This window comes from Rahnella sp. AA (assembly GCF_002834385.1).
Classification (GTDB): Bacteria; Pseudomonadota; Gammaproteobacteria; order Enterobacterales; family Enterobacteriaceae; genus Rahnella.
Genome location: NZ_PITQ01000001.1, coordinates 110,612 through 131,298, shown reverse-complemented (window position 1 = coordinate 131,298; position 20,687 = coordinate 110,612). Strand labels below are relative to the sequence as shown.

The window sequence follows — 20,687 nt, the reverse complement described above, 5'->3', positions numbered from 1 at the left end:
TCGCCAGCTCGCCAGACAATCCATTGTTACAAGGTTATTAACAGCCTAACACAGCCCGAACGAGGTTTCCTGCCGCCGTCGCAGGGGAATTACTGTGCTGTGGCCGCTTTTGGCTGTTCAACGGGCTTGCGCAGAATTTCATTGATATGCGGCTCTGCAATGGTGCCGCTAATCTGGTAGCGGATCAGCGATATTTTATTCCACAGCGGTGCCAGCACCTTACTGGCCGCGAAGACCGCGACACCCACCACCGGGTTTATCACGAACGCCGTCGCGACACCGACCGTTGCTGAAATTTCTGGGGCAATCACGGCCTCCAGATCCAGTTGCTGATTCACAAAGTTTACTTTGCCGGTAATCGCGATATCGGCCGCCAGCCCGTCGACCAGCAGGTCATCAGTATGCAGCGTACCGTCTTTTATCCAGGCCGTAGATTTGATCGAATCGAAATAGAAGCCCTGCCCGAAAGTATCGCTGAAATCGAGGCGCAGCTTGCGTAGCAAGGCATCAAAGCTGACCAGGCGCAGCAACTGCCCGGCGCGACCGCCGCCAATATCCGCAATTTCCCCTTTGCCTAAATCGTTTTTCAGCGTGCCGTTCAGCGTGCTGACATCCGGTTTCCATGGCACTGATTTCCAGTGGAGATCGAAGTTCACGTCAAACGGCGCGCCTTTCAGCGGCGTGGTCACGCCAAAGAATGACATCGCCTGCTCAATATTTTTGCCGCTGAGCTTACCTTTAAGGCCGGTATTTTCACCTTGCCCGTTCTGCGTCCAGTCGCCCTGTACGTCGAGCCGCGCCACGCCGGTGTCAATCAGGCCGTTGCGCAGCATCAGCTGATCGCCCTGCGGCGTCAGGTCAGCATTGACTTTGCGGAAATTCTGCCCGAGGAACCAGCAGGCTTCACAGCGAATCTGCAACGCTGGCCAGTTCGCAAACGAGACTTTATCTGCTGCAAACGGATTGCCCGATGGCTGACCGCTGCCCGCGACATCCGCCACCGTCCATTGCGGGTTGAAATAGACATATTTCAGATTCGCCAGCCACGGACCGTTGTCATTCATATTCAGCGTGCCATCGATTTCTTTACCTTTGGCCGTGACTTCCATCCCCTGCCGCGCCTGAACAGAGCTGAGGGTCAGATCATTCCAAACCTGCCCGCCCAGAGTGAGAGCTGGCGTGGTCAGAACGATCTGATGCGGGAAACTAAAACCGGCCAGCTTACTGTTTGTATCCTGAGTCGCTTTATCCGGCGACAGCAGGCCGAGCCAGCTTTCACCATCTAACGGTGGCAGATGAAGTGTCAGGCTGCTGTCATCTGGCAGTGGCGGCGTTTTTTTAGTATTTGCCTGCCACGATGCGCGATCCAGTTTCAGCTGTTTACCCAGCAGCCAGAGGCTGTTGAAATGGTCTTTTCCAGCCAGTACACCTTCCAGATTGAAACTGTGCATATCCCCTTTCGCGTGCACAACCAGCGGCAATGCGCCCCCGGCTTTTTTGGAAAGAGGATCCGGTAAGTGACTGCTTACATCTTTTAAATCCGCGCTCACATCGACGGTATAGGTCGGCGTTCCTTTATGCGGCAAGGTGATATTCACATCCCCTTTCCACGGTGCTCCGCCTGAAATCTTACTTGCGGCAGCGGCGGGCAGGCCGGGGATTTTTGACAATTGCCAGTTAGCATCCAGACCAACCTGAACGTTGAAATCATCCGGTTGTTCCCGGGTGCTGAACATCACATTCAGAGGTTGCCCGAACCAGTTTCCGGTAAGCTGATTGCTTTGCAAGTTCCCGTTGTCATAGCTGAACTGCCCGCTAAGATGGCTGATTTTACTGCTCAAGGGCTTGATGAACAGGCTGTTGTCGTTAAGCGTCACGCCGCCTGAAGCACGAACCTGATCGCCGTTTAGCGGAATATCCAGATGTAAGCGACCATTCACATCACCACCAATTTGCAGCTCCTGCAAAGCCGCCCCTAACGTGTCATGCAGCGGGGTATTCATGAAATAATCACCGATATCTTTACCCTGCCCTTGCAGATCAGAATCGATAAATAGTTTTTCTTTCAGATAGTCAGGAATATTGGCAACCACATTATTGCCATCAACGTTGCCCAGTTTGGTGTGTGCAGCCTTCATAAACAGGCCATCGTTGAGGAAATCGAGATCAATATCCAGATCCGTCAGCGCAGGCCATTCCGGCTCAAACTGGAAGGTTGAATGGCGCAGCGGTACCCATACTTCAAACTGGCCTTCATTCTTCCTGAACGGGAAATCATGTGGGTTACCATTAAAGGTCAGCGTCGCATTATCGACCTGCCCCGCCTGAATGGCGGCGCTCAGATAGTTCGTCAGATGCTGGCCCATCAGCGGCTCAGGGAAGTAACGCCATGCCTGCCCGGCGTCGTACAGACGGATACCCGCGAGTATATTCAGCCAGGGCTGGCCCTGTGCCGGCTGGTTGTAACGAAAATCGCCTTTCGCCCATAGCGCATTCGCTTTAACGTCAACGTCTTTGCCCCACAACGCCCAGCCATCCTTACCGTTTGCCCAGTTAAACGTACCTGTTGCAGCGCTGACCTCCAGTGGTGCACGGAACATTTCGCCATACGGTAACAGGCTGTTCTGCAAATTAACGCTTAACTGGCCGCCCGCCACACTACCTTTCAGGCTTCCGCTAAAATGATTGACGCCCGGCAGCAATTCCCAGCGTTGCCAGCTCACATCGTGCCAGCTCGCATCAAAACGCGCCTGATCCGGCTGCCTGAGCGGAATATCCACAGCAAGGCTGTCGATATGCCCGGCGGGTTTCAGATCCTGCCAACGCGCCATCAGGGCTGGCGTCAGGAAGGAAATCGTCGGGATCACCGGCCCTAAGCGTTCCAGTTGCAGGTCTGTACCACGAACACGCAGTTCTTCGCCCTGAGACGGGCCAAGGAATTCGTTATTTTCCGGCAGATAAAGCACATCAAGACGGCCTTTCGGCCACGCGACGCCATCTGTTTTCAGATTCAGCTGTTTCGTCCCAACCTGCCAGCCATTACCCTGGCGGTTGCCGTGCAGAGTCAGATTATCGACGTCCAGACGGTGTTCATCGTCACCATTTTTCCAGACTGCTGAACCATTTTTCAGTAAGGCATCGCCCGCATAAATATCGCCATTACGCACAGTCAGCCATGCCGCGAGGCTGAAATTGGCATTTTCCAGACCGGTATTGTTCTTCAGCCAGCGGCTAAACCACGGTTTCATGTCGATATCATCAGCCTGCAGGTAGATTTTTCCGTTATTGAGCAGGCCATTGGTATCGTTGAGATCCATACGCAGCTGAACAACACCATGCTGGCCGTTAAAACTAGACAGGCTGAGCTGCCCTTCCGCACGGTGGCGGTTATGGGTGTTTAGCCAGGTCAGTTGCGGAATATCAAATTCTGCACGCGGGCCGGAAGGGGTCATGAAGGAAATGCGGCTGTTGCGCAGGTCAAAATGGTCAACCTGCTTGAGGAAAATATCGCTGATGCGGTTTGGCTGAATGCCGTTGCCTTTATTAGCATCGCCACCGAGCGTGCTGTTTAAATCCAGTTGTAAATTGTAAAAGGTCAGATCACGGAACTGCCAGCGCAGATGCAGCAATGACTGCCAGACGTCCAGCGCCATCGTGATGCGCTGCACCTGCCACTTTGAATCCGGCAATGTCACCTGAAGGCCGCGGATCTCCATGATCGGGCCAAAGGTTTTCCAACTGGCGCTGATTTGCGACAACTGAACCGGCACCCCCGTCACGGACTCTACCTTCCCGACCAGTTGATCCTGAAAGCGGGTAAGCTGAGGCAATGCCAGACGCAAGCCACTGATCACCAAAGCCACTATCACGACAAGGGTTGCGCTGGTGGTTAATAAAATACCGGGCAGTCGCCTCAAACCTCTCTCCTTGTTTTCCATTCCATGCTGGTTTTCACCCGCACAGACGGCAATGGAAACCTTTAACTTCTTGATGCTTCAGGCCAGTCGCCATCAGATCACATCATCACGACGTCGAACTGTTCCTGGCTGTAGAGCGGCTCAATTTGCACCTTAACCTGCTTGCCGACGAAAATTTCCACTTCGGCCAGTGCGTGGGATTCTTCTCCCTTGAGAGCTTCCCCCACCGCAGCAGAGGCATAAACCAGGAACCGGTCAGAATCATAGGCATGATGGACACGCACAATTTCACGCAGAATTTCATAGCAGACGGTTTCGACCGTTTTCACCGTGCCACGCGCGTGACAGGTCGGACAATCGCTGCACAATACGTGCTCCACGCTTTCGCGGGTACGCTTGCGGGTCATCTCCACCAGGCCGAGTGCAGAGAAACCGTGGATGCCGGTTTTCACGCGATCCTTAGACAGTGCCTGCTCCAGGCTGTGCAACACGCGGCGACGGTGATCCTCATTCGACATATCAATAAAGTCGATGATGATAATGCCACCGAGATTACGCAACCGGAGCTGGCGGGCAATAGCCTGCGTCGCTTCGGTGTTGGTATTGAAGATAGTGTCTTCCAGATTACGATGGCCAACGAATGCACCGGTGTTGATATCTACGGTGGTCATGGCTTCGGTCTGGTCGATGATCAGATAGCCGCCGGATTTCAGCTCGACCTTGCGCTCCAGCGCACGCTGTATCTCGTTCTCGACATCGAACAGGTCGAAGATTGGCTGTTTGCCGCTGTAATGCTCCAGCTTGCTGGTCATTTCGGGCATGTATTCACTGGTGAACTCCACCAGCAATTCATACGTCAGGCGTGAGTCAACGCGGATGCGGTCCAGCGCCTCGCCGGCAAAATCACGCAGCACCCTGTGCGCCAGCGCCAGTTCGCCATACAGCTTGCACTTGGTTTTATTGCGGCGCTTGCGTTCCATGACTTTGGTCCACAGGCGTTTTAAATAGGCGGCATCCTGTTTCAGTTCTTCTTCGCCCACGCCTTCGGCAGCGGTGCGAATTATGTAACCGCCGTGCTCATCACAATATTCTGAAACAATACGTTTGAGGCGGTCACGTTCTGCTTCGCTTTCAATGCGTTGTGATACACCCACGTGTGATGCGCCAGGCATAAATACCAGATAGCGGGAAGGCAGAGTGATATCCGTCGTCAGGCGCGCACCTTTGGTGCCCAGCGGGTCTTTCACCACCTGTACCATCAGATCCTGCCCCTGATGCACCAGTTCTGCGATGTCACGCACATGGAAATTTTTCTGTTCATCACGCGCCACACATTCGGTGTGCGGCATAATGTCTGAAGCGTGTAAAAAGGCTGCCTTTTCAAGGCCAATATCGACAAACGCCGCCTGCATTCCCGGCAGGACACGGCTGATTCGCCCTTTATAGATGTTGCCGGCAATCCCGCGCTTGGTCTCACGCTCAATGTGGATTTCCTGCAAAATGCCACCGTCAATGTAAGCCACGCGGGTTTCAGACGGGGTGACATTGACCAGTAATTCAGCTGTCATGTTTTCTCCTAAGCTCGCGTAAGGCAGAAAATTCATTTAGCAGTTCCCGGGTTTCCACCAGAGGAAGCCCCACAACTGCATAGTAACTGCCGCGAATTTCACGGACGAAACAACCGCCCTTTCCCTGAATTCCATAAGCGCCCGCTTTATCCATGGGCTCACCGCTCAGAATATAATGTGCAATGTCTTCGGAGGATAGTGAACGGAAGGTGACATCTGTCACAACCAACGTATTGAGGCAATCTCGCCTGTCAGCAAATGCAATGGCGGTCATGACCTGATGCTGTCTGCCAGACAATGCCTTAAGCATAACAGCAGCTTGCGCTTCGTCACGCGGCTTTTCCAACACTTTACCGTCAAGGACGACAATCGTATCCGCGCCCAGCACAGGCAAATCTTCTGCTGCGACCACCACGCCGGCTCTCGCTTTATCTTCTGCGAGCCGTAAAACGTAATGTTGCGGTGCTTCATCAGGCTGACGCTCTTCCGCCACTTCGGTCACCAGGCGCTCAAAAGGCAGTTCAAGCAAGGCCAGTAATTCACGGCGGCGTGGTGATCCGGAAGCAAGGTAAAGTGCGGTCATAACATCCTCATTGCACAGCGAACTGACGACGAATTTTACGCATCAGCAAAAACAGCCACGGCCACAGAATGCCGTCAACCGCGCTGCTCCAAAAAACTTCAGGCCGGAATGAAACATTCACAACCAGGAACTCGCCCCAGAACACCATAACATCCACAGCCAGCGAAATGACCATGACAATCAGGGCCTGCTGCCAGAGCGCCAGATTACGAAATAGCTGGAATTTGAATGCTACAAGATAGGCCGCGATGGCAAATGCCAGCGCCCGAATCCCCAGCGTCGATCCCAGGATCAAATCCATGATAAAACCGACAACGAAACCGGTGCCCACGTTGACGCGATGCGGTAACGCCATCACCCAGTAAATCAGGATCAGCATCAGCCATGATGGCCTGAACATGTAAATCTGTTCAGGCCACGGCATTACCTGCAGCAGCATGGCTATTAAGAAGGATAGCCAAATAATCCAACGCCCGTGGCTCCGGTAGCTGTTCATTGCGTCGCTCCCGCAGCAGGAGACGCTCCGGCTGGGCCGGTCACAGTGCCGGTGGCCGGTGGAGGGACAGGCGCAGGTGGCCCCATATCCCCCGGTTGTGGCAACACTTGTGGCATCATTTGCATCAGGCGTTCATTGGCGACGCGGTGAACTTCATCCGGCGGCAGCGGATGATCGCCATTACGATCAGAACCCCACAGCAGCAACAGATAACGCAAACGTTGAAGCCCTGCGGTAGGACGAGCCTGAATAACGGTGTAAGCGCGCTGGTTGTCCACTTTGACAGAAGACACCACGCCGACCGGGTAACCCTCAGGGAAGCGACCGCCCAGACCGGACGTCACCAACACATCACCGACACGAATATCAGTATTGCTTGGCAGATGCTCAAGCTGCAGATCGTCGGCACAACCGCTGCCGGCTGCAATCACGCGGATATCATTACGCAGCACCTGGATCGGCAACGCGTGTGAAGCATCACAAATTAACAGTACGCGACTGGTCAGTGCGGCAACGGCCACAACCTGACCGACAACGCCTTTGTCGCTAATAACCGGTTGCCCGATATAAACGCCATTGTTGCTGCCTTTATCGATGACGACCTGATCGCTGTAGGGATCATTACTGGTAGACAGTACCTGCGTCACCATTTTGTGCTCATCCTGGCGCAACGGTGATCCCAGCAGTTCACGCAAACGGGCATTTTCTTGTTTGTATTGACCAAGCAGCATCAGGTCACTGTTTTTCAGCAATAATTCCTGACGTAAAGCGCGGTTTTCGAGCTCCATCTGACCACGGGTCGCAAAAGTGGCAGAAATCTGATCTAAGAATTCACGCGGGGCATTGGACAAAAAATAGAAGGGACTGACGGCAGTATCCATATAGGTGCGAATTTTAACAAACGTACCTATTTTACTGTCGGCAACAATCAGAGTAATGGCCGTAAGAATAGCCAAAAAAAGTCGCAGTTGCAGGGAAGGCCCCCTGCTAAAAATTGGCTTCATAAAATATGCGAGTTCCTCGGCAACAGAAGGTTTCAGCCAGTCGAAGTCAAGACGTCATCTGACAGAAAAGGGGCGGTAATCTATGGGATAGTCAAAACACTGCCTAAGCACTCATAGCTCAGACAGTGTTTATACGTATCCACATTGAACACTGCACACTTCACGTTGCAGGTTTTACCTGACGGACAACCACCTTCCCGGGCAGACTATTCTTGCTCACAACAAAATTGACTCAGATGAGCAATCTTCGCTGAATTACTCTTCGCTGAATAAGTCGCCGCCGTGCATGTCGATCATTTCTAATGCTTTACCACCACCGCGGGCTACGCAGGTCAGTGGATCTTCTGCGACCACGACAGGAATACCTGTTTCTTCCATCAGCAGGCGGTCGAGGTTGCGCAGCAATGCGCCACCACCGGTCAGCACCATGCCACGCTCGGAAATGTCGGAAGCCAGTTCAGGCGGACACTGTTCCAGGGCAACCATCACAGCACTGACGATACCGGTCAACGGCTCTTGCAACGCTTCCAGGATTTCATTGGAGTTCAGTGTGAAGCCGCGTGGAACACCTTCGGCCAGGTTACGACCGCGCACTTCGATTTCGTGCACTTCATCGCCAGGGTAAGCAGAACCGATGCTGTGCTTGATACGCTCAGCCGTGGCTTCACCAATCAATGAGCCATAGTTGCGGCGTACGTAATTAATGATAGCTTCGTCGAAACGGTCACCACCAATACGGACAGAAGAAGAATACACCACGCCGTTCAGGGAGATCACCGCCACTTCGGTAGTACCACCACCGATATCGACAACCATTGAACCAGTGGCTTCTGAGACTGGCAGGCCTGCACCAATTGCTGCAGCCATCGGTTCTTCAATCAGGAACACTTCACGCGCACCTGCGCCTTGCGCAGATTCACGAATAGCACGACGCTCAACCTGCGTTGCACCAACGGGCACGCACACCAGCACACGCGGACTTGGACGCATGAAGCTGTTGCTGTGAACTTGCTTGATGAAGTGTTGCAGCATTTTCTCTGTCACGAAGAAATCAGCGATAACGCCGTCTTTCATTGGACGAATAGCTGCGATATTGCCAGGAGTACGCCCCAGCATCTGTTTTGCGTCGTGACCAACAGCAGCAACGCTTTTAGGTGAACCAGCACGATCCTGACGAATAGCCACTACAGATGGCTCATTCAGCACGATGCCTTGTCCTTTTACATAGATAAGGGTATTGGCGGTACCCAGGTCGATGGACAAGTCGTTGGAAAACATGCCACGAAATTTCTTAAACATAACGAAAGGATAATCCTGCAAGCTGGGGGCGGAAAATAAAATCCGCCTACTTTACCAACCACGCGAAGCAGCGACAAGGCGCAAAAACGTCCTGCTTCCGTGAAAATTGTCCGCGATGTCGCCATTCACTGGTTGTTACTTTTTGAGGCTGATGGCACTGCGAAATAATTCTGTATCGCAGGCTCGGTTTACCTCGGGCAGACACCCAGGTGAAGTAGCAACACCGCACATAAATTCTTACACTTTCACCGAAATTTCCCGTCCGCCTGCGGCCGGATAATAAGCGCCGGACACCAGGTAAGGGAGTCGGTCAAAAGCTGGCTCATTCTACGTTAAATAATCCATTAACGGTCACTTAAACATCGCGGTTGTGTGAATATTTTTTACCGACCGGTTCAACGGGCTCCGGTACAGCAAAAAAATCCCCCTGACCGCCGTGGATCCCGCTTTTCAGCAGAACAGCCCACTCCTCTTTTGTTCGCACACCAGAGGCAAAAACCAGAGCCTGAGTCCCTTCGCACGCACTGAGCAAACTTTGTACAAAAAGCTGATTCTCAATCCTTTTATCAATATCGCGAACCAGCCCGGGGTGAAGTTTGACTCTCTCCACCGGGAAAGTTTTCAGATAAGAGGTGCTGACAACCGTCAGACCGGCCTGCGAAACAGCCAGACGACAGCCTAAACCTTGCAGCAATCTGATTGCAGGGCGCAGGCGGTCGGTATGTTGACAGAGATCTGCCTCTGCAAGTTCAATCAAAATACGATTTCGTTGTTTTCTTTCACACTGGAGCAACGTATCGCGCAGCCAGCGAACAAACGACCGCTGCAATAATGAATCAACCGTCAGGTGAAATGCTAATATTTCATCCGGCCAGCGATTAAGTAACGGAATAATCTGACTTAACATGACCCGGTCAAAACTTTGTGATAATCCAAACTGTACAACCAGAGGGATAAACTCCGCAGCCAGCAGTTCCTGCTCGCCGTCGAAAACACGACGCTGTATCTCCCGATGATCCGGTTTACTATCCCGGGTGAATGAGGGTTTTTGATACAAACGCGGGCCACCCCGCGCCAGCGTATTTTCGAGCAGAGTCCGCCAGCGCACGCTTCCTCTCCCTTTTTCAGGGACATTTTTGTCGTAGATAAACCAGCTATTGCTGCCCTGAAATGCCGCATGCCGCGTAGCCTGCTCAACCATGTCCATCACCTGATCCGGCGTCTGGCCAAACCGATACGCACTGATGCCGATATACATCAGCGCATCCCGGTCAATCCGCGAGGAAGTGGGCAGAACACCCAGCGCATTCACCAGTTGGGTGGCCATGACTTCAGCTTCTTTTAACGTGCGGTGCGGGAGCAAAACGGCAAAATCACTGTGGAAATACCGCGCCAACAACGCATCGACATGGCGCATGACGAACGTCGATAACAAATTCACCATTGCCGAGCGCATTTCCTCTACTACAACCTGTCCGTGGGTTTCGCGCATCGTGTCGAAATCAGGCAGGCGTAATAGCATCATCACACCGTGTGCACCTTTTTCTTCCAGTTGCGTCGCCAGCTGGTTATCAAAAAACAGCCGGTTGCTGAGCCCGGTTTGGGCATCCTGCTGGGCATAAGCGCGGATCAGCGTATCCACACGGCTGCGTTGTTCACGAGCCTCATTCAGGTCAGTCAGCAACAGGTCTATTGCACTGCTGGCTGAGTGTGGCCACTCACCAACGTGGCCTGTCAGCCCGTCGCGTTCTCCCCGTAAAATCCTTACGGCGCGATCTTCCAGCTTTTCGACGCCATCCGTTTCCTGACGCAACCAGCGAAAACTAAGCAGCAGCATGCCAATCATCACCAGAATGGCAACACCGATGGTGAAGGTAGAACGCAGGGAACGGAGATAACTGCTGACCGGATCGATATAAGAGATGTATAGCGACATCGCGTGGTTTTGCATCAGCGGCAAGATGGCCGTTTCATACTCAGGTATCGCACTGTCCCAGGAACGGTGTAAATCAGGGCGCTCGTGGTATTCATAAACCGTTGAGTTATCGAGTTTTACCTCAATATCCGTGACATCCAGCATGCGCATCGCCTGTGGCAACCATCGTTCTGCTTCAGCCGGAGTATGCGTCAGTAATGACTGATCATAAGTCGTCGCCAGCGCCTGCAGATGCTGTTCGGTACTTTGCTTGTTCAGATAGATAAAACTAAACGTCACGCCGAGCAACATTAACAACATTGCCAGCGCAACTAACATCGAAATGAGTGCCGATAGTCTGGTAGTAAATCGCATCCCTGTGCCTTACTCGCTACGGTGAGGTGGAAACAGTGCCCTTATTCTCTAAGCCTGCTACGAAAAAACGCCGCTACTATAAAACAGAAAAACCCGCCAGCAGGAGAAATTTACCAAACAGACATGAAGGAATGTTTCGGGGTTTCACCGGCCCGGGATGATATCCGCCCCGCTTCGCCCGTTTTGTACCCCGGAAGGTTGCATTTACATACATTCATAGCATAGCAACTCAAAAGTTAATCAATTTATAATTCTTATAGATTGGCAGGAACAGAGTCTCTTTGCGGATTTTGAATTAGCGTATTTTCGTGCGTATCTCGCAAAACCTCAGGTTTCACGCCATGCTGTCTACATAATCATAAAAACATTAATAAGATGAATACCGGAGACTGTAATGTCCAAACTTCGCAAACTGACGGAAGCCGATGTCACCCCCGAGGATATCTTCCAGGATCGCCGGAAGGTTTTGCAGGCGCTGGGGATCAGCGCCGCCGCGCTGGCGATCCCGGCCAGTGCACAGGCAGATATTCTTTCCTGGTTCAAAGGCCATGACCGCCCGCCAGCGCCCGCAGGTAAACCGCTGGATTTCACCAAACCTGCGGCGTATCAGAATTCACTCGCACTTACCCCGGAAGATAAAGTGGAAGGCTACAACAACTTCTACGAGTTCGGGTTGGATAAAGCCGACCCGGCGGCCAACGCCGGGCAGCTCGTGACGTCGCCCTGGACGATAAAAATCGACGGTGAAGTGGCTAAACCGCTCACACTCGATATGGACGACATCATGAAACGCTTCCCGCTGGAGGAGCGAATCTACCGCATGCGCTGCGTGGAAGCCTGGTCAATGGTAGTGCCATGGGTCGGGTTCCCGCTGAGTTCCCTGCTCAAACTGGCCGAACCGACCAGCAATGCGCGATATGTCGCGTTCACCACTCTTTATGATCCGGCACATATGCCGGGGCAGAAAGACCGGTTTATTGGCGGCGGCCTGGACTATCCCTATGTCGAAGGATTACGTATAGATGAGGCAATGCATCCGCTGACGATGCTGACCGTCGGCGTTTACGGCAAAGCATTGCCGCCGCAAAACGGTGCGCCCATTCGCCTGACTGTGCCGTGGAAATACGGTTTCAAGGGGATTAAGTCGATCGTGAGCATCAAATTCACCCACGACGAACCACCGACGACCTGGAACCAGATTGCGAACAATGAATACGGTTTTTACGCCAACGTGAATCCGCATGTTGATCATCCGCGCTGGTCGCAGGCCACCGAACGGTTTATCGGTTCAGGCGGATTGCTCGACGTTCAGCGCCAGCCGACGCTGCTCTTCAACGGTTATGCCGAACAGGTCGCCTCGCTGTATCACGGTATGGATTTACGGAAGTTCTATTAAAGAAGGCTGCTTTATTATGCGTCGTTTGAACCCTGCAAATATCACCTGGCTGAAAGTGGTCATCTACCTTGCGGCCATTTTGCCGTTTTTCTGGCTTGTACTTTCTGTCGATCAGGGCTGGTTCAGCGCCGATCCGGCGAAAGATATTCAGCATTTTACCGGTAGGATGACTCTGAAATTTTTACTGGTGACGCTGCTGGTCACGCCCGTCGCGCGCTATGGCAAACAGCCGCTGCTTATCCGCACCCGCCGTTTGCTGGGTTTATGGTGTTTTGCGTGGGGAACTCTGCATCTTCTCAGTTATTCGTTCCTGGAACTGGGCATTAACAATGTCCGCCTGCTCGGCAGCGAACTGATTTCGCGCCCGTACCTCACGCTGGGGATTATCTGCTGGATCTTGCTGCTGGCGCTGGCCTGCACCTCCACGCTGTGGGCGCAGCGTAAAATGGGCGCATCCTGGCAAAAGTTGCATAACTTTATCTATCTGATCGCAATTCTTGCGCCGATCCACTACCTTTGGTCGGTGAAAGTGTTGTCGCCGCAACCGATCATTTACGCAACACTTGCCGTCATCTTGCTGGCATTTCGCTATAAAAAATTCCGCCAGTGGTTGCGATAAGTGCCGGAACTTTTCTGTGTTCTGCCCCTCATAATTTCGGCAATCAGACTCTCATTCGCTGGACGAGGGTTGATTATCTTCGCTGATAAGACCAGTATTTAGCTGCGAATTGCCACGATATCATTATAATGCCCGACCTCATGCCGAAGAGACGGGTCTATTTGCCGCGAAATAGGTGACAAATCGGTGACATCAGGGTATTTTCTACAATCTTTGTCTAATTGCCGGAGATAGGCTCACAATGGCGCATAAGTTTGACATTTTGCTACTTAACGGTCCTAACCTGAATTTGTTAGGCACCCGTGAGCCTGAAACGTACGGACACACCACGCTCAACGATATTGTTAAAGGTTTGGAAGTTCAGGCTGCTGCCGCTGATGTGGCACTGAGCCATCTGCAATCGAACGCAGAACATGTCCTGATTGAACGTATTCATCAGGCACGCGGAAATGTCGATTTTATATTGATCAATCCCGCGGCCTTTACCCATACCAGCGTGGCGCTGCGCGATGCATTACTGGGGGTGTCGATTCCGTTTATCGAAATCCATCTGTCGAATGTACATGCCCGTGAAGCGTTCCGGCATCATTCCTATCTTTCCGACATCGCAGTGGGCGTTATTTGCGGACTTGGCGCAGATGGTTACCACTTTGCATTACAGGCAGCGGTTAACCGCTTGTCAAAAACCCACTAATTTCTACGCAAAAAGAGTACGGAATCACACCCATGGATATTCGTAAAATCAAAAAACTGATCGAACTGGTTGAAGAATCAGGTATTTCTGAACTGGAAATTTCTGAAGGTGAAGAGTCAGTTCGTATCAGCCGTGCTGCACCTGTGCAGGCTTATCCTATGATGCAACAGGCTTATGCTATGCCTGCGCAACCACAGCCAGGCCTGGCTACTGCGGTTGCGCCAGCGGCTGCGCCTGCAGAAGCGGCTCCAGCGGCAATCAGTGGTCACATCGTTCGTTCTCCAATGGTGGGTACGTTCTACCGCACGCCAAGCCCTGACGCAAAAGCCTTCATCGAAGTGGGTCAGAAAGTCACCGCGGGCGATACCCTGTGTATCGTTGAAGCGATGAAAATGATGAACCAAATCGAAGCAGACAAATCCGGTGTTGTTAAAGCAATTCTGGTAGAAAGCGGCCAACCGGTTGAGTTCGACGAGCCGCTGGTCGTCATCGAATAACGAGGCGTACCATGGTAGATAAAATTGTTATCGCGAACCGCGGCGAGATTGCCCTGCGTATTTTGCGTGCCTGTAAAGAAATGGGCATCAAAACCGTTGCAGTGCACTCCACCGCTGACCGCGACCTGAAACACGTGCTGCTGGCAGACGAAACCGTCTGTATCGGCCCTGCACCTTCAGTAAAAAGCTATCTGAACATCCCTGCCATCATCGCAGCGGCGGAAATCACTGGCGCGGTGGCTATCCACCCTGGCTACGGTTTCCTGTCCGAGAATGCGGACTTCGCAGAGCAGGTTGAACGTTCTGGCTTTATCTTCATCGGCCCGAAAGCTGAAACTATCCGCCTGATGGGTGACAAAGTTTCCGCAATCCACGCGATGAAAGCCGCCGGCGTACCTTGCGTGCCCGGCTCTGACGGCCCGCTGGGCGACGACATGGATTTAAACCGTGGCTTCGCAAAACGCATCGGTTATCCGGTCATCATCAAAGCCTCTGGCGGCGGCGGTGGTCGTGGTATGCGTGTTGTGCGTAGCGATAAAGACCTTGAACAGTCCATCAACATGACCCGTGCGGAAGCCAAAGCGGCTTTCAACAACGACATGGTTTACATGGAAAAGTACCTGGAAAACCCACGTCACGTGGAAATTCAGGTACTGGCAGATGGTCAGGGCAACGCCGTGTATCTGGCTGAACGTGACTGCTCCATGCAGCGTCGTCACCAGAAAGTGGTGGAAGAAGCGCCAGCACCAGGCATTACGGAAGAACTGCGTCGTTTCATCGGCGAACGTTGTTCCAAAGCCTGTGTGGATATCGGCTACCGCGGTGCGGGTACTTTCGAGTTCCTGTACGAAAACGGTGAGTTCTTCTTCATCGAAATGAACACCCGTATCCAGGTTGAGCATCCGGTTACCGAGATGATCACCGGTGTGGATTTGATTAAAGAGCAGCTGCGCATTGCGTCCGGCCAACCTCTTTCAATCAAACAAAGCGACGTGCATGTCAAAGGCCATGCGGTGGAATGCCGTATTAACGCGGAAGATCCCAACACCTTCCTGCCGAGCCCGGGCAAAATCACTCGTTTCCATGCGCCTGGTGGTTTCGGTGTTCGTTGGGAATCGCACATTTACGCAGGCTACACTGTGCCTCCGTACTACGATTCCATGATTGGTAAACTGATCACTTACGGTGAAACCCGTGAAGTGGCTATTGCCCGCATGAAAAATGCGCTGGCTGAGCTGATCATTGACGGCATCAAAACCAACATTGAACTGCAAATGCGTATCATGGACGACGAGAACTTCCAGCACGGTGGAACCAATATCCACTATCTGGAAAAGAAACTCGGTTTGCAGGAAAAATAATTCCTCGATAAAACCTCAACGAATCCGTTGAGGTTTTTTTATTGATATTGATATTGATATTGATATTGATATTGATATTGATATTGATATAAATAATATACTCATCAAATTTCGACTAATAAATCTATAGTTAAAATCGCCTTATTATTCTGCTAATATTCCTGTCCTATTATTTAGAGCAAGGAGTAGCTAATGTATATTAAAAAATTATCTAAAAGGCGTTTATTATTCACTTCTGTAATATCGTTCCTTTCAATTTCGGCCTGCACGTCATCTTTTGCAGGTATGGCAAGTTCATCACAAAACTGGTGGGGTAATTATTCTGACAACAAAGGATTCAGGGAAGCCTTATTTGAATTAGGCACCACCCCAGTTGAATTAAATGCAGATGTAAAAAACACGATTGCCAGAGGGAATAATGTTAACGATCCATTATTCTGGCTAAAAAGAAATCTCGATATATACCCTGCTGATAACGAAAATTCTTACAATATTCCCGTAACAGAAACTCATAGCCAGGGAAGAAACAGAACCGGTGCAAACGGGCGTAATAGTTATTTCCTGACCCGCGATTTCGCGACTGCGGGGCAAAACATCAAACTAATGGTCGGAGAGATGCCTCAGGGAGTGTCTTGCTCCGTAGCAACCGGGGTAGGCTTTGCCAAAGAAAACCATATGTTGGATTCTCAAGGTCTGAAAAGTGCTTCAGTCAATATCTATACATTAAAGCAGGATGGTACAATATTATTAGCCTGCAGCGATCAAGATATTACAATGCCTAATGTAGATAAGGCCGTTAATATTGAAATCCTGGAAGGCGGTGTTAAACAACCCTTCTTTATTTTCGGACAAAGTACACAGGCAGACTGGAAAACATTAAGCCAGAGCAATTCTAAATCGGGTCAGATATTTATGTTCACGGGTCGTTCCAGAATGAATGTAAAGACGGAAATAGCACAAAGATCGGCTAATACAAAAATGGTTCATTCGATGAGCCAATATCTGGCGATGACTATTAAGGATGACTCGCTTAATGGATTTGACGGTTCTGAGCCTTTAAACCAGCCATCTCGCGGTTTAATCGTCGCCACATATAATGACTGTTGCTACGCTAACGGTGGCCAGGGATTTACCGCCATAGGCTTCAACAGCAAACTTGCTGATAATACTGACTGGGGCGACTGGCATGAATTTGGTCATCACAATCAACAAAGCTGGTCATGGTCAGCGTTAGGCGAAGTGACAGTGAATCTCTACTCTGTCGCAAACTGCACCCTTTTTCGCGGAGAAGCACCTGCATCCTCGTGCCATCCTAATAGCGATATAAAGGCGTTGGACTGGAGCGCTTACGCTGTCGGGAACTTTATTGCTTCCGGGAAAGATTATAACTTTGATAATTCAGGGTCTAAAACCGAATTTAAAAGAGCGACTCTGTTTGCCCAATTGCTCTTCAGTTACCCGGAACTTTATCCGCAATTAGGTAAAGCTTTCCGCGAAGAATACAACTACGCTAAAAACCGCTCCAAACTCGACTCTTCTGAGGAGTTAAAAGATTGGTTTGTAGTGAATACCAGTAAGTATTCTAAGAACGATCTTCGTGAATTTTATGACCACTGGGGACTCAGATATTCTGCGCAAGCCAGCGATGCGGTGAATGCAATGAAACTGCCGAAACCTTATCAACCCGCGCAAACTCAAGAGATAACACTTAACAGTGAGTATTCCTCTTCTTATGCCACCACAACCATGGTTGATCCTGTTGCTAAAAATATTGGCTTCGTTCTGCCAACCTCAGCCCAGGGACCAACATCATTAGAGTGGATCAAGTCAGGCGACACGCAATTTTATGCAGATGTCACCGACAAACAGCAGCGTTCATTTAGAGTAAAACTTCACGGCAAGAAATCCGTAGGAAAGTGTGGGAATCATACCCTCAACTCTTCAATTAACTGTACTTCCGGTTCAACAAACTTCCTGCGTTTCGATTTCCTCAAAGAAGATAACATTCAACTTCCGGCGGGTACTTACCAAGGAACAGCACATTTATTAGGCCGTGACTGGCATAAATCAACATGGGCTTCTGAGATAAAGATCAACCTTAATATCGTCAAATAATCCTGCCTGCCAGGTGAATACCTCACCTGGCAAATAGTTACTGCGAAAAATGCCATAATCCGTAAAATCACCCCTTATTTTCAATTTACGGTGAACCTATGGATCAACGTTTCTTACAAGCCAACCGCGAAGCACGCTGGGCATTCGGGCTGACCATTGCTTATCTGCTGGCGTGGTGTTTTGCCGCTTATATTCCTGATGATAAACAGGGCATTACCGGTCTTCCGCACTGGTTCGAGATGGCCTGCCTGCTGGTACCGCTGGTCTTTATTCTTTTGAGCTGGCTGATGGTTCGCGTGATTTACCGCGATATTCCGCTGGAGGATCAAGATGCAAACTGAAGTTTTATTGCCGCTGATCGCCTATTTGCTGCTGGTTTTCGGCCTGTCGGTATATGCCTATACCCGCCGTCAGCAGGGCAATTTTCTGACTGAATATTTCCTCGGTAACCGCTCCATGGGCGGCTTCGTTCTTGCCATGACCCTGACCGCCACCTACATCAGCGCCAGTTCCTTTATCGGCGGCCCCGGTGCGGCGTACAAATTTGGCCTCGGCTGGGTACTGCTGGCGATGATCCAACTGCCCGCCGTGTGGCTGTCGCTGGGCGTTCTGGGTAAGAAATTCGCAATTCTGGCGCGCCGCTACAATGCGGTTACGCTCAATGACATGCTGTTTGCGCGCTACCAGAGTCGTTTGCTGGTCTGGCTGGCGAGCCTGAGCCTGCTGGTGGCGTTTCTGGGTGCGATGACCGTGCAGTTTATCGGCGGCGCCCGCCTGCTGGAAACCGCCGCAGGCATTCCCTACGACACCGGTTTGCTGATTTTTGGCATCAGCATCGCGCTGTATACCGCATTTGGCGGCTTCCGCGCCAGCGTGCTCAACGATGCCATGCAAGGGCTGGTGATGTTGCTGGGCACCATTTTGCTGCTGTTTGCCGTGATCCACGCCGCCGGTGGCCTGCATACCGCTATCGATAAACTGCAACAAATCGACCCGAAACTGGTTTCCGTTCACGGCGGAGATGACGTTCTCTCGCTGCCGTTTATGGCATCGTTCTGGATACTGGTGTGTTTTGGGGTTATCGGCCTGCCGCATACCGCCGTCCGCTGTATTTCCTACAAAGACAGCAAAGCGGTACATCGCGGGATTGTGCTCGGCACAATTGTCGTTGCGGTCCTGATGCTCGGTATGCATCTGGCCGGAGCGCTCGGACGCGCCGTGCTGCCGGATCTGAAAATTCCGGATCAGGTGATCCCGACGCTGATGATCACCGTGCTGCCACCTTACGCCGCCGGGATTTTCCTCGCCGCGCCGATGGCCGCCATTATGTCGACGATCAACGCACAGCTTTTACAGTCATCTGCGACTATCGTTAAAGACTTATACCTCGGCATCAAACCGGACCAGTTGACGAACGAGCGCAAGCTAAAACGCTTCTCGAGCTGGGCGACGTTTGTGCTGGGTCTGCTGGTTCTGCTGGCCGCATGGCGTCCGCCTGAAATGATTATCTGGCTGAATTTGCTGGCTTTCGGCGGGCTGGAAGCCGTGTTCCTGTGGCCACTGGTACTCGGTTTATATTGGGAACGCGCGAACGCGACGGGTGCGCTGAGCTCAATGATTGTTGGCGCGGTTTGTTATACCCTGCTTGCCAGTATCGACCTGCACATCGCCGGTCTGCATCCGATTGTGCCCTCGCTTTCGCTGAGCCTGCTGGCGTTTTATATCGGCAACAAATTTGGCTCATCGGCGCGCGAAACCGCACTGAAGCCGTCCTGACCGGGCGGCACTGATTTTTACAGATTGTTAAGAAGAGAATGGCTATGCCTTGGATCCAACTGAAAATTAATACCACCGGTGAAAACGCGGAAACGCTGAGCGACGCGCTTATCGAAAGTGGTGCCGTGTCCGTCACCTTCCAGGATACACACGATAATCCGGTGTTTGAACCTCTGCCGGGCGAAACCCTGCTGTGGGGCGATACCGACGCGATTGGCCTGTACGACGCCGAAACCGACATGGAAGACGTGGTTGCCATGCTGGAAAACGAGCCGCTGCTGGGCAAAAGTTTCGTGCATAAAATCGAACAGCTTGAAGACAAAGACTGGGAACGCGAGTGGATGGATAATTTCCACCCGATGCGTTTTGGCGAGCGTCTGTGGATTTGCCCGAGCTGGCGCGATGTGCCGGATCCGACAGCGGTTAACGTGATGCTGGATCCCGGTCTGGCGTTTGGTACCGGGACACACCCGACAACGGCGATGTGCCTGCAATGGCTCGATAGTCTGGATCTGGCTGACAAAACAGTGATCGACTTCGGTTGTGGTTCCGGCATTCTGGCGATCGCCGCGCTGAAGTTAGGCGCAAAACACGTTGTCGGGATCGACATCGATCCGCAGGCGATCCAGGCCAGCCGTGATAACGCAGAACGTAACGGCGTTTCCGAACGTCTGTCACTGTATCTGCCAAAAGATCAGCCGGAGAACCTGTCTGCCGACGTCGTCGTCGCAAACATTCTGGCAGGCCCGCTGCGCGAGCTGGCACCACTTATCAGCGTGCTGCCGGTTGCTGGCGGTCATCTGGGGCTTTCAGGCATTCTGGCCAGCCAGGCGCAAAGCGTCGCTGACGCTTACCGTGATAAGTTCGAACTGGATGCGGTTGCCGAGAAAGAAGAATGGTGCCGTATTACAGGCGTTAAAAAAGCCTGATTTGTTGCCTGTAACCCTTTCTGTTTATGCAGAAAGGGTTAGTTTTATCCGAAAATCCTCTCCATATCCCCGTCGCGCTGTTCCCTTCGCATCAAAAACCTTAAAATAAAAATGGTTTTTTTATTCAATGTTATGAAAGGGAT

Annotated in this window: 16 protein-coding genes; 9 read left to right on the top strand and 7 right to left on the bottom strand. The window is 51.7% G+C overall.

Translation table 11 applies throughout. The features are described 5' to 3' along the window. Positions 1 to 89: 89 nt before the first annotated feature. From yhdP to csrD, 7 genes are all read right to left on the bottom strand, one after another. Positions 90 to 3,917 (bottom strand): AsmA2 domain-containing protein YhdP, encoded by a 3,828-nt coding sequence (yhdP, locus tag CWS43_RS00585; RefSeq protein WP_101074936.1) that lies wholly within the window; start codon positions 3,915 to 3,917, stop codon positions 90 to 92. A 98-nt stretch (positions 3,918 to 4,015) separates the two neighbouring features. Continuing rightward, a complete protein-coding gene (rng, locus tag CWS43_RS00580) occupies positions 4,016 to 5,485 on the bottom strand; it encodes a ribonuclease G (protein WP_013577287.1) in 1,470 nt (489 codons plus the stop codon). Next, the gene (locus CWS43_RS00575) at positions 5,475 to 6,068 is read right to left on the bottom strand and encodes a nucleoside triphosphate pyrophosphatase (RefSeq protein ID WP_101074935.1); all 594 of its coding nucleotides are present in this window, start codon (positions 6,066 to 6,068) and stop codon (positions 5,475 to 5,477) included. Before CWS43_RS00575 ends, rng begins: the two co-directional genes overlap by 11 nt. Before the next feature lie 7 nt (positions 6,069 to 6,075). Next, on the bottom strand, positions 6,076 to 6,564 hold the full coding sequence (gene mreD, locus CWS43_RS00570; protein ID WP_101074934.1) for a rod shape-determining protein MreD: 489 nt from the start codon (positions 6,562 to 6,564) through the stop codon (positions 6,076 to 6,078). After that, complete coding sequence (mreC, locus tag CWS43_RS00565) at positions 6,561 to 7,568, bottom strand: rod shape-determining protein MreC (protein ID WP_101074933.1); 1,008 nt, start codon at positions 7,566 to 7,568, stop codon at positions 6,561 to 6,563. The genes mreD and mreC overlap by 4 nt, the downstream gene beginning before the upstream one ends. 255 nt (positions 7,569 to 7,823) lie before the next feature. After that, complete coding sequence (gene mreB / locus CWS43_RS00560; RefSeq protein ID WP_013577291.1) at positions 7,824 to 8,867, bottom strand: rod shape-determining protein MreB; 1,044 nt, start codon at positions 8,865 to 8,867, stop codon at positions 7,824 to 7,826. Positions 8,868 to 9,222: 355 nt separating this feature from the next. Beyond that, positions 9,223 to 11,157, bottom strand: a complete 1,935-nt coding sequence (gene csrD / locus CWS43_RS00550) for an RNase E specificity factor CsrD (protein WP_101074932.1) — start codon at positions 11,155 to 11,157, stop codon at positions 9,223 to 9,225. 394 nt (positions 11,158 to 11,551) lie between these two features. Here csrD and msrP point away from each other — a divergent pair, with 394 nt between their 5' ends. The 9 genes from msrP to prmA all read left to right on the top strand — a co-directional run bounded on the left by msrP (position 11,552) and on the right by prmA (position 20,544). Further along, on the top strand, positions 11,552 to 12,553 hold the full coding sequence (msrP, locus tag CWS43_RS00545; RefSeq protein ID WP_101074931.1) for a protein-methionine-sulfoxide reductase catalytic subunit MsrP: 1,002 nt from the start codon (positions 11,552 to 11,554) through the stop codon (positions 12,551 to 12,553). 16 nt (positions 12,554 to 12,569) lie between these two features. Then, the gene (msrQ, locus tag CWS43_RS00540) at positions 12,570 to 13,172 is read left to right on the top strand and encodes a protein-methionine-sulfoxide reductase heme-binding subunit MsrQ (protein WP_101074930.1); all 603 of its coding nucleotides are present in this window, start codon (positions 12,570 to 12,572) and stop codon (positions 13,170 to 13,172) included. Between the two features lie 241 nt (positions 13,173 to 13,413). Beyond that, entirely contained in the window at positions 13,414 to 13,866 is a 453-nt protein-coding gene (aroQ, locus tag CWS43_RS00535) for a type II 3-dehydroquinate dehydratase (protein ID WP_013577295.1), read from the top strand. Between the two features lie 32 nt (positions 13,867 to 13,898). Next, entirely contained in the window at positions 13,899 to 14,363 is a 465-nt protein-coding gene (gene accB / locus CWS43_RS00530) for an acetyl-CoA carboxylase biotin carboxyl carrier protein (RefSeq protein ID WP_101074929.1), read from the top strand. Positions 14,364 to 14,374: 11 nt separating this feature from the next. Further along, complete coding sequence (gene accC, locus CWS43_RS00525; protein ID WP_101074928.1) at positions 14,375 to 15,724, top strand: acetyl-CoA carboxylase biotin carboxylase subunit; 1,350 nt, start codon at positions 14,375 to 14,377, stop codon at positions 15,722 to 15,724. Between the two features lie 192 nt (positions 15,725 to 15,916). Beyond that, positions 15,917 to 17,839, top strand: coding sequence for a M60 family metallopeptidase (locus CWS43_RS00520; protein WP_101074927.1), 1,923 nt, complete (start codon positions 15,917 to 15,919; stop codon positions 17,837 to 17,839). 98 nt (positions 17,840 to 17,937) lie between these two features. Then, positions 17,938 to 18,180: a YhdT family protein gene (locus CWS43_RS00515; RefSeq protein ID WP_101074926.1), complete on the top strand. Its 243-nt coding sequence runs from the start codon at positions 17,938 to 17,940 to the stop codon at positions 18,178 to 18,180. Then, the gene (panF, locus tag CWS43_RS00510; protein ID WP_101074925.1) at positions 18,170 to 19,615 is read left to right on the top strand and encodes a sodium/pantothenate symporter; all 1,446 of its coding nucleotides are present in this window, start codon (positions 18,170 to 18,172) and stop codon (positions 19,613 to 19,615) included. Before CWS43_RS00515 ends, panF begins: the two co-directional genes overlap by 11 nt. A 44-nt stretch (positions 19,616 to 19,659) precedes the next feature. Continuing rightward, positions 19,660 to 20,544, top strand: coding sequence for a 50S ribosomal protein L11 methyltransferase (gene prmA, locus CWS43_RS00505; RefSeq protein ID WP_101074924.1), 885 nt, complete (start codon positions 19,660 to 19,662; stop codon positions 20,542 to 20,544). Positions 20,545 to 20,687 lie beyond the last annotated feature (143 nt).

Excerpts from the sequence above, each read along its gene's own strand:
- rng (WP_013577287.1), bottom strand. The coding sequence starts at position 5,485 with ATGACAGCTGAATTACTGGTCAATGTCACCCCGTCTGAAACCCGCGTG.
- CWS43_RS00575 (WP_101074935.1), bottom strand. The coding sequence starts at position 6,068 with ATGACCGCACTTTACCTTGCTTCCGGATCACCACGCCGCCGTGAATTA.
- mreD (WP_101074934.1), bottom strand. The coding sequence starts at position 6,564 with ATGAACAGCTACCGGAGCCACGGGCGTTGGATTATTTGGCTATCCTTC.
- mreC (WP_101074933.1), bottom strand. The coding sequence starts at position 7,568 with ATGAAGCCAATTTTTAGCAGGGGGCCTTCCCTGCAACTGCGACTTTTT.
- mreB (WP_013577291.1), bottom strand. The coding sequence starts at position 8,867 with ATGTTTAAGAAATTTCGTGGCATGTTTTCCAACGACTTGTCCATCGAC.
- csrD (WP_101074932.1), bottom strand. The coding sequence starts at position 11,157 with ATGCGATTTACTACCAGACTATCGGCACTCATTTCGATGTTAGTTGCG.
- msrP (WP_101074931.1), top strand. The coding sequence starts at position 11,552 with ATGTCCAAACTTCGCAAACTGACGGAAGCCGATGTCACCCCCGAGGAT.
- msrQ (WP_101074930.1), top strand. The coding sequence starts at position 12,570 with ATGCGTCGTTTGAACCCTGCAAATATCACCTGGCTGAAAGTGGTCATC.
- aroQ (WP_013577295.1), top strand. The coding sequence starts at position 13,414 with ATGGCGCATAAGTTTGACATTTTGCTACTTAACGGTCCTAACCTGAAT.
- accB (WP_101074929.1), top strand. The coding sequence starts at position 13,899 with ATGGATATTCGTAAAATCAAAAAACTGATCGAACTGGTTGAAGAATCA.
- accC (WP_101074928.1), top strand. The coding sequence starts at position 14,375 with ATGGTAGATAAAATTGTTATCGCGAACCGCGGCGAGATTGCCCTGCGT.
- CWS43_RS00520 (WP_101074927.1), top strand. The coding sequence starts at position 15,917 with ATGTATATTAAAAAATTATCTAAAAGGCGTTTATTATTCACTTCTGTA.
- CWS43_RS00515 (WP_101074926.1), top strand. The coding sequence starts at position 17,938 with ATGGATCAACGTTTCTTACAAGCCAACCGCGAAGCACGCTGGGCATTC.
- panF (WP_101074925.1), top strand. The coding sequence starts at position 18,170 with ATGCAAACTGAAGTTTTATTGCCGCTGATCGCCTATTTGCTGCTGGTT.
- prmA (WP_101074924.1), top strand. The coding sequence starts at position 19,660 with ATGCCTTGGATCCAACTGAAAATTAATACCACCGGTGAAAACGCGGAA.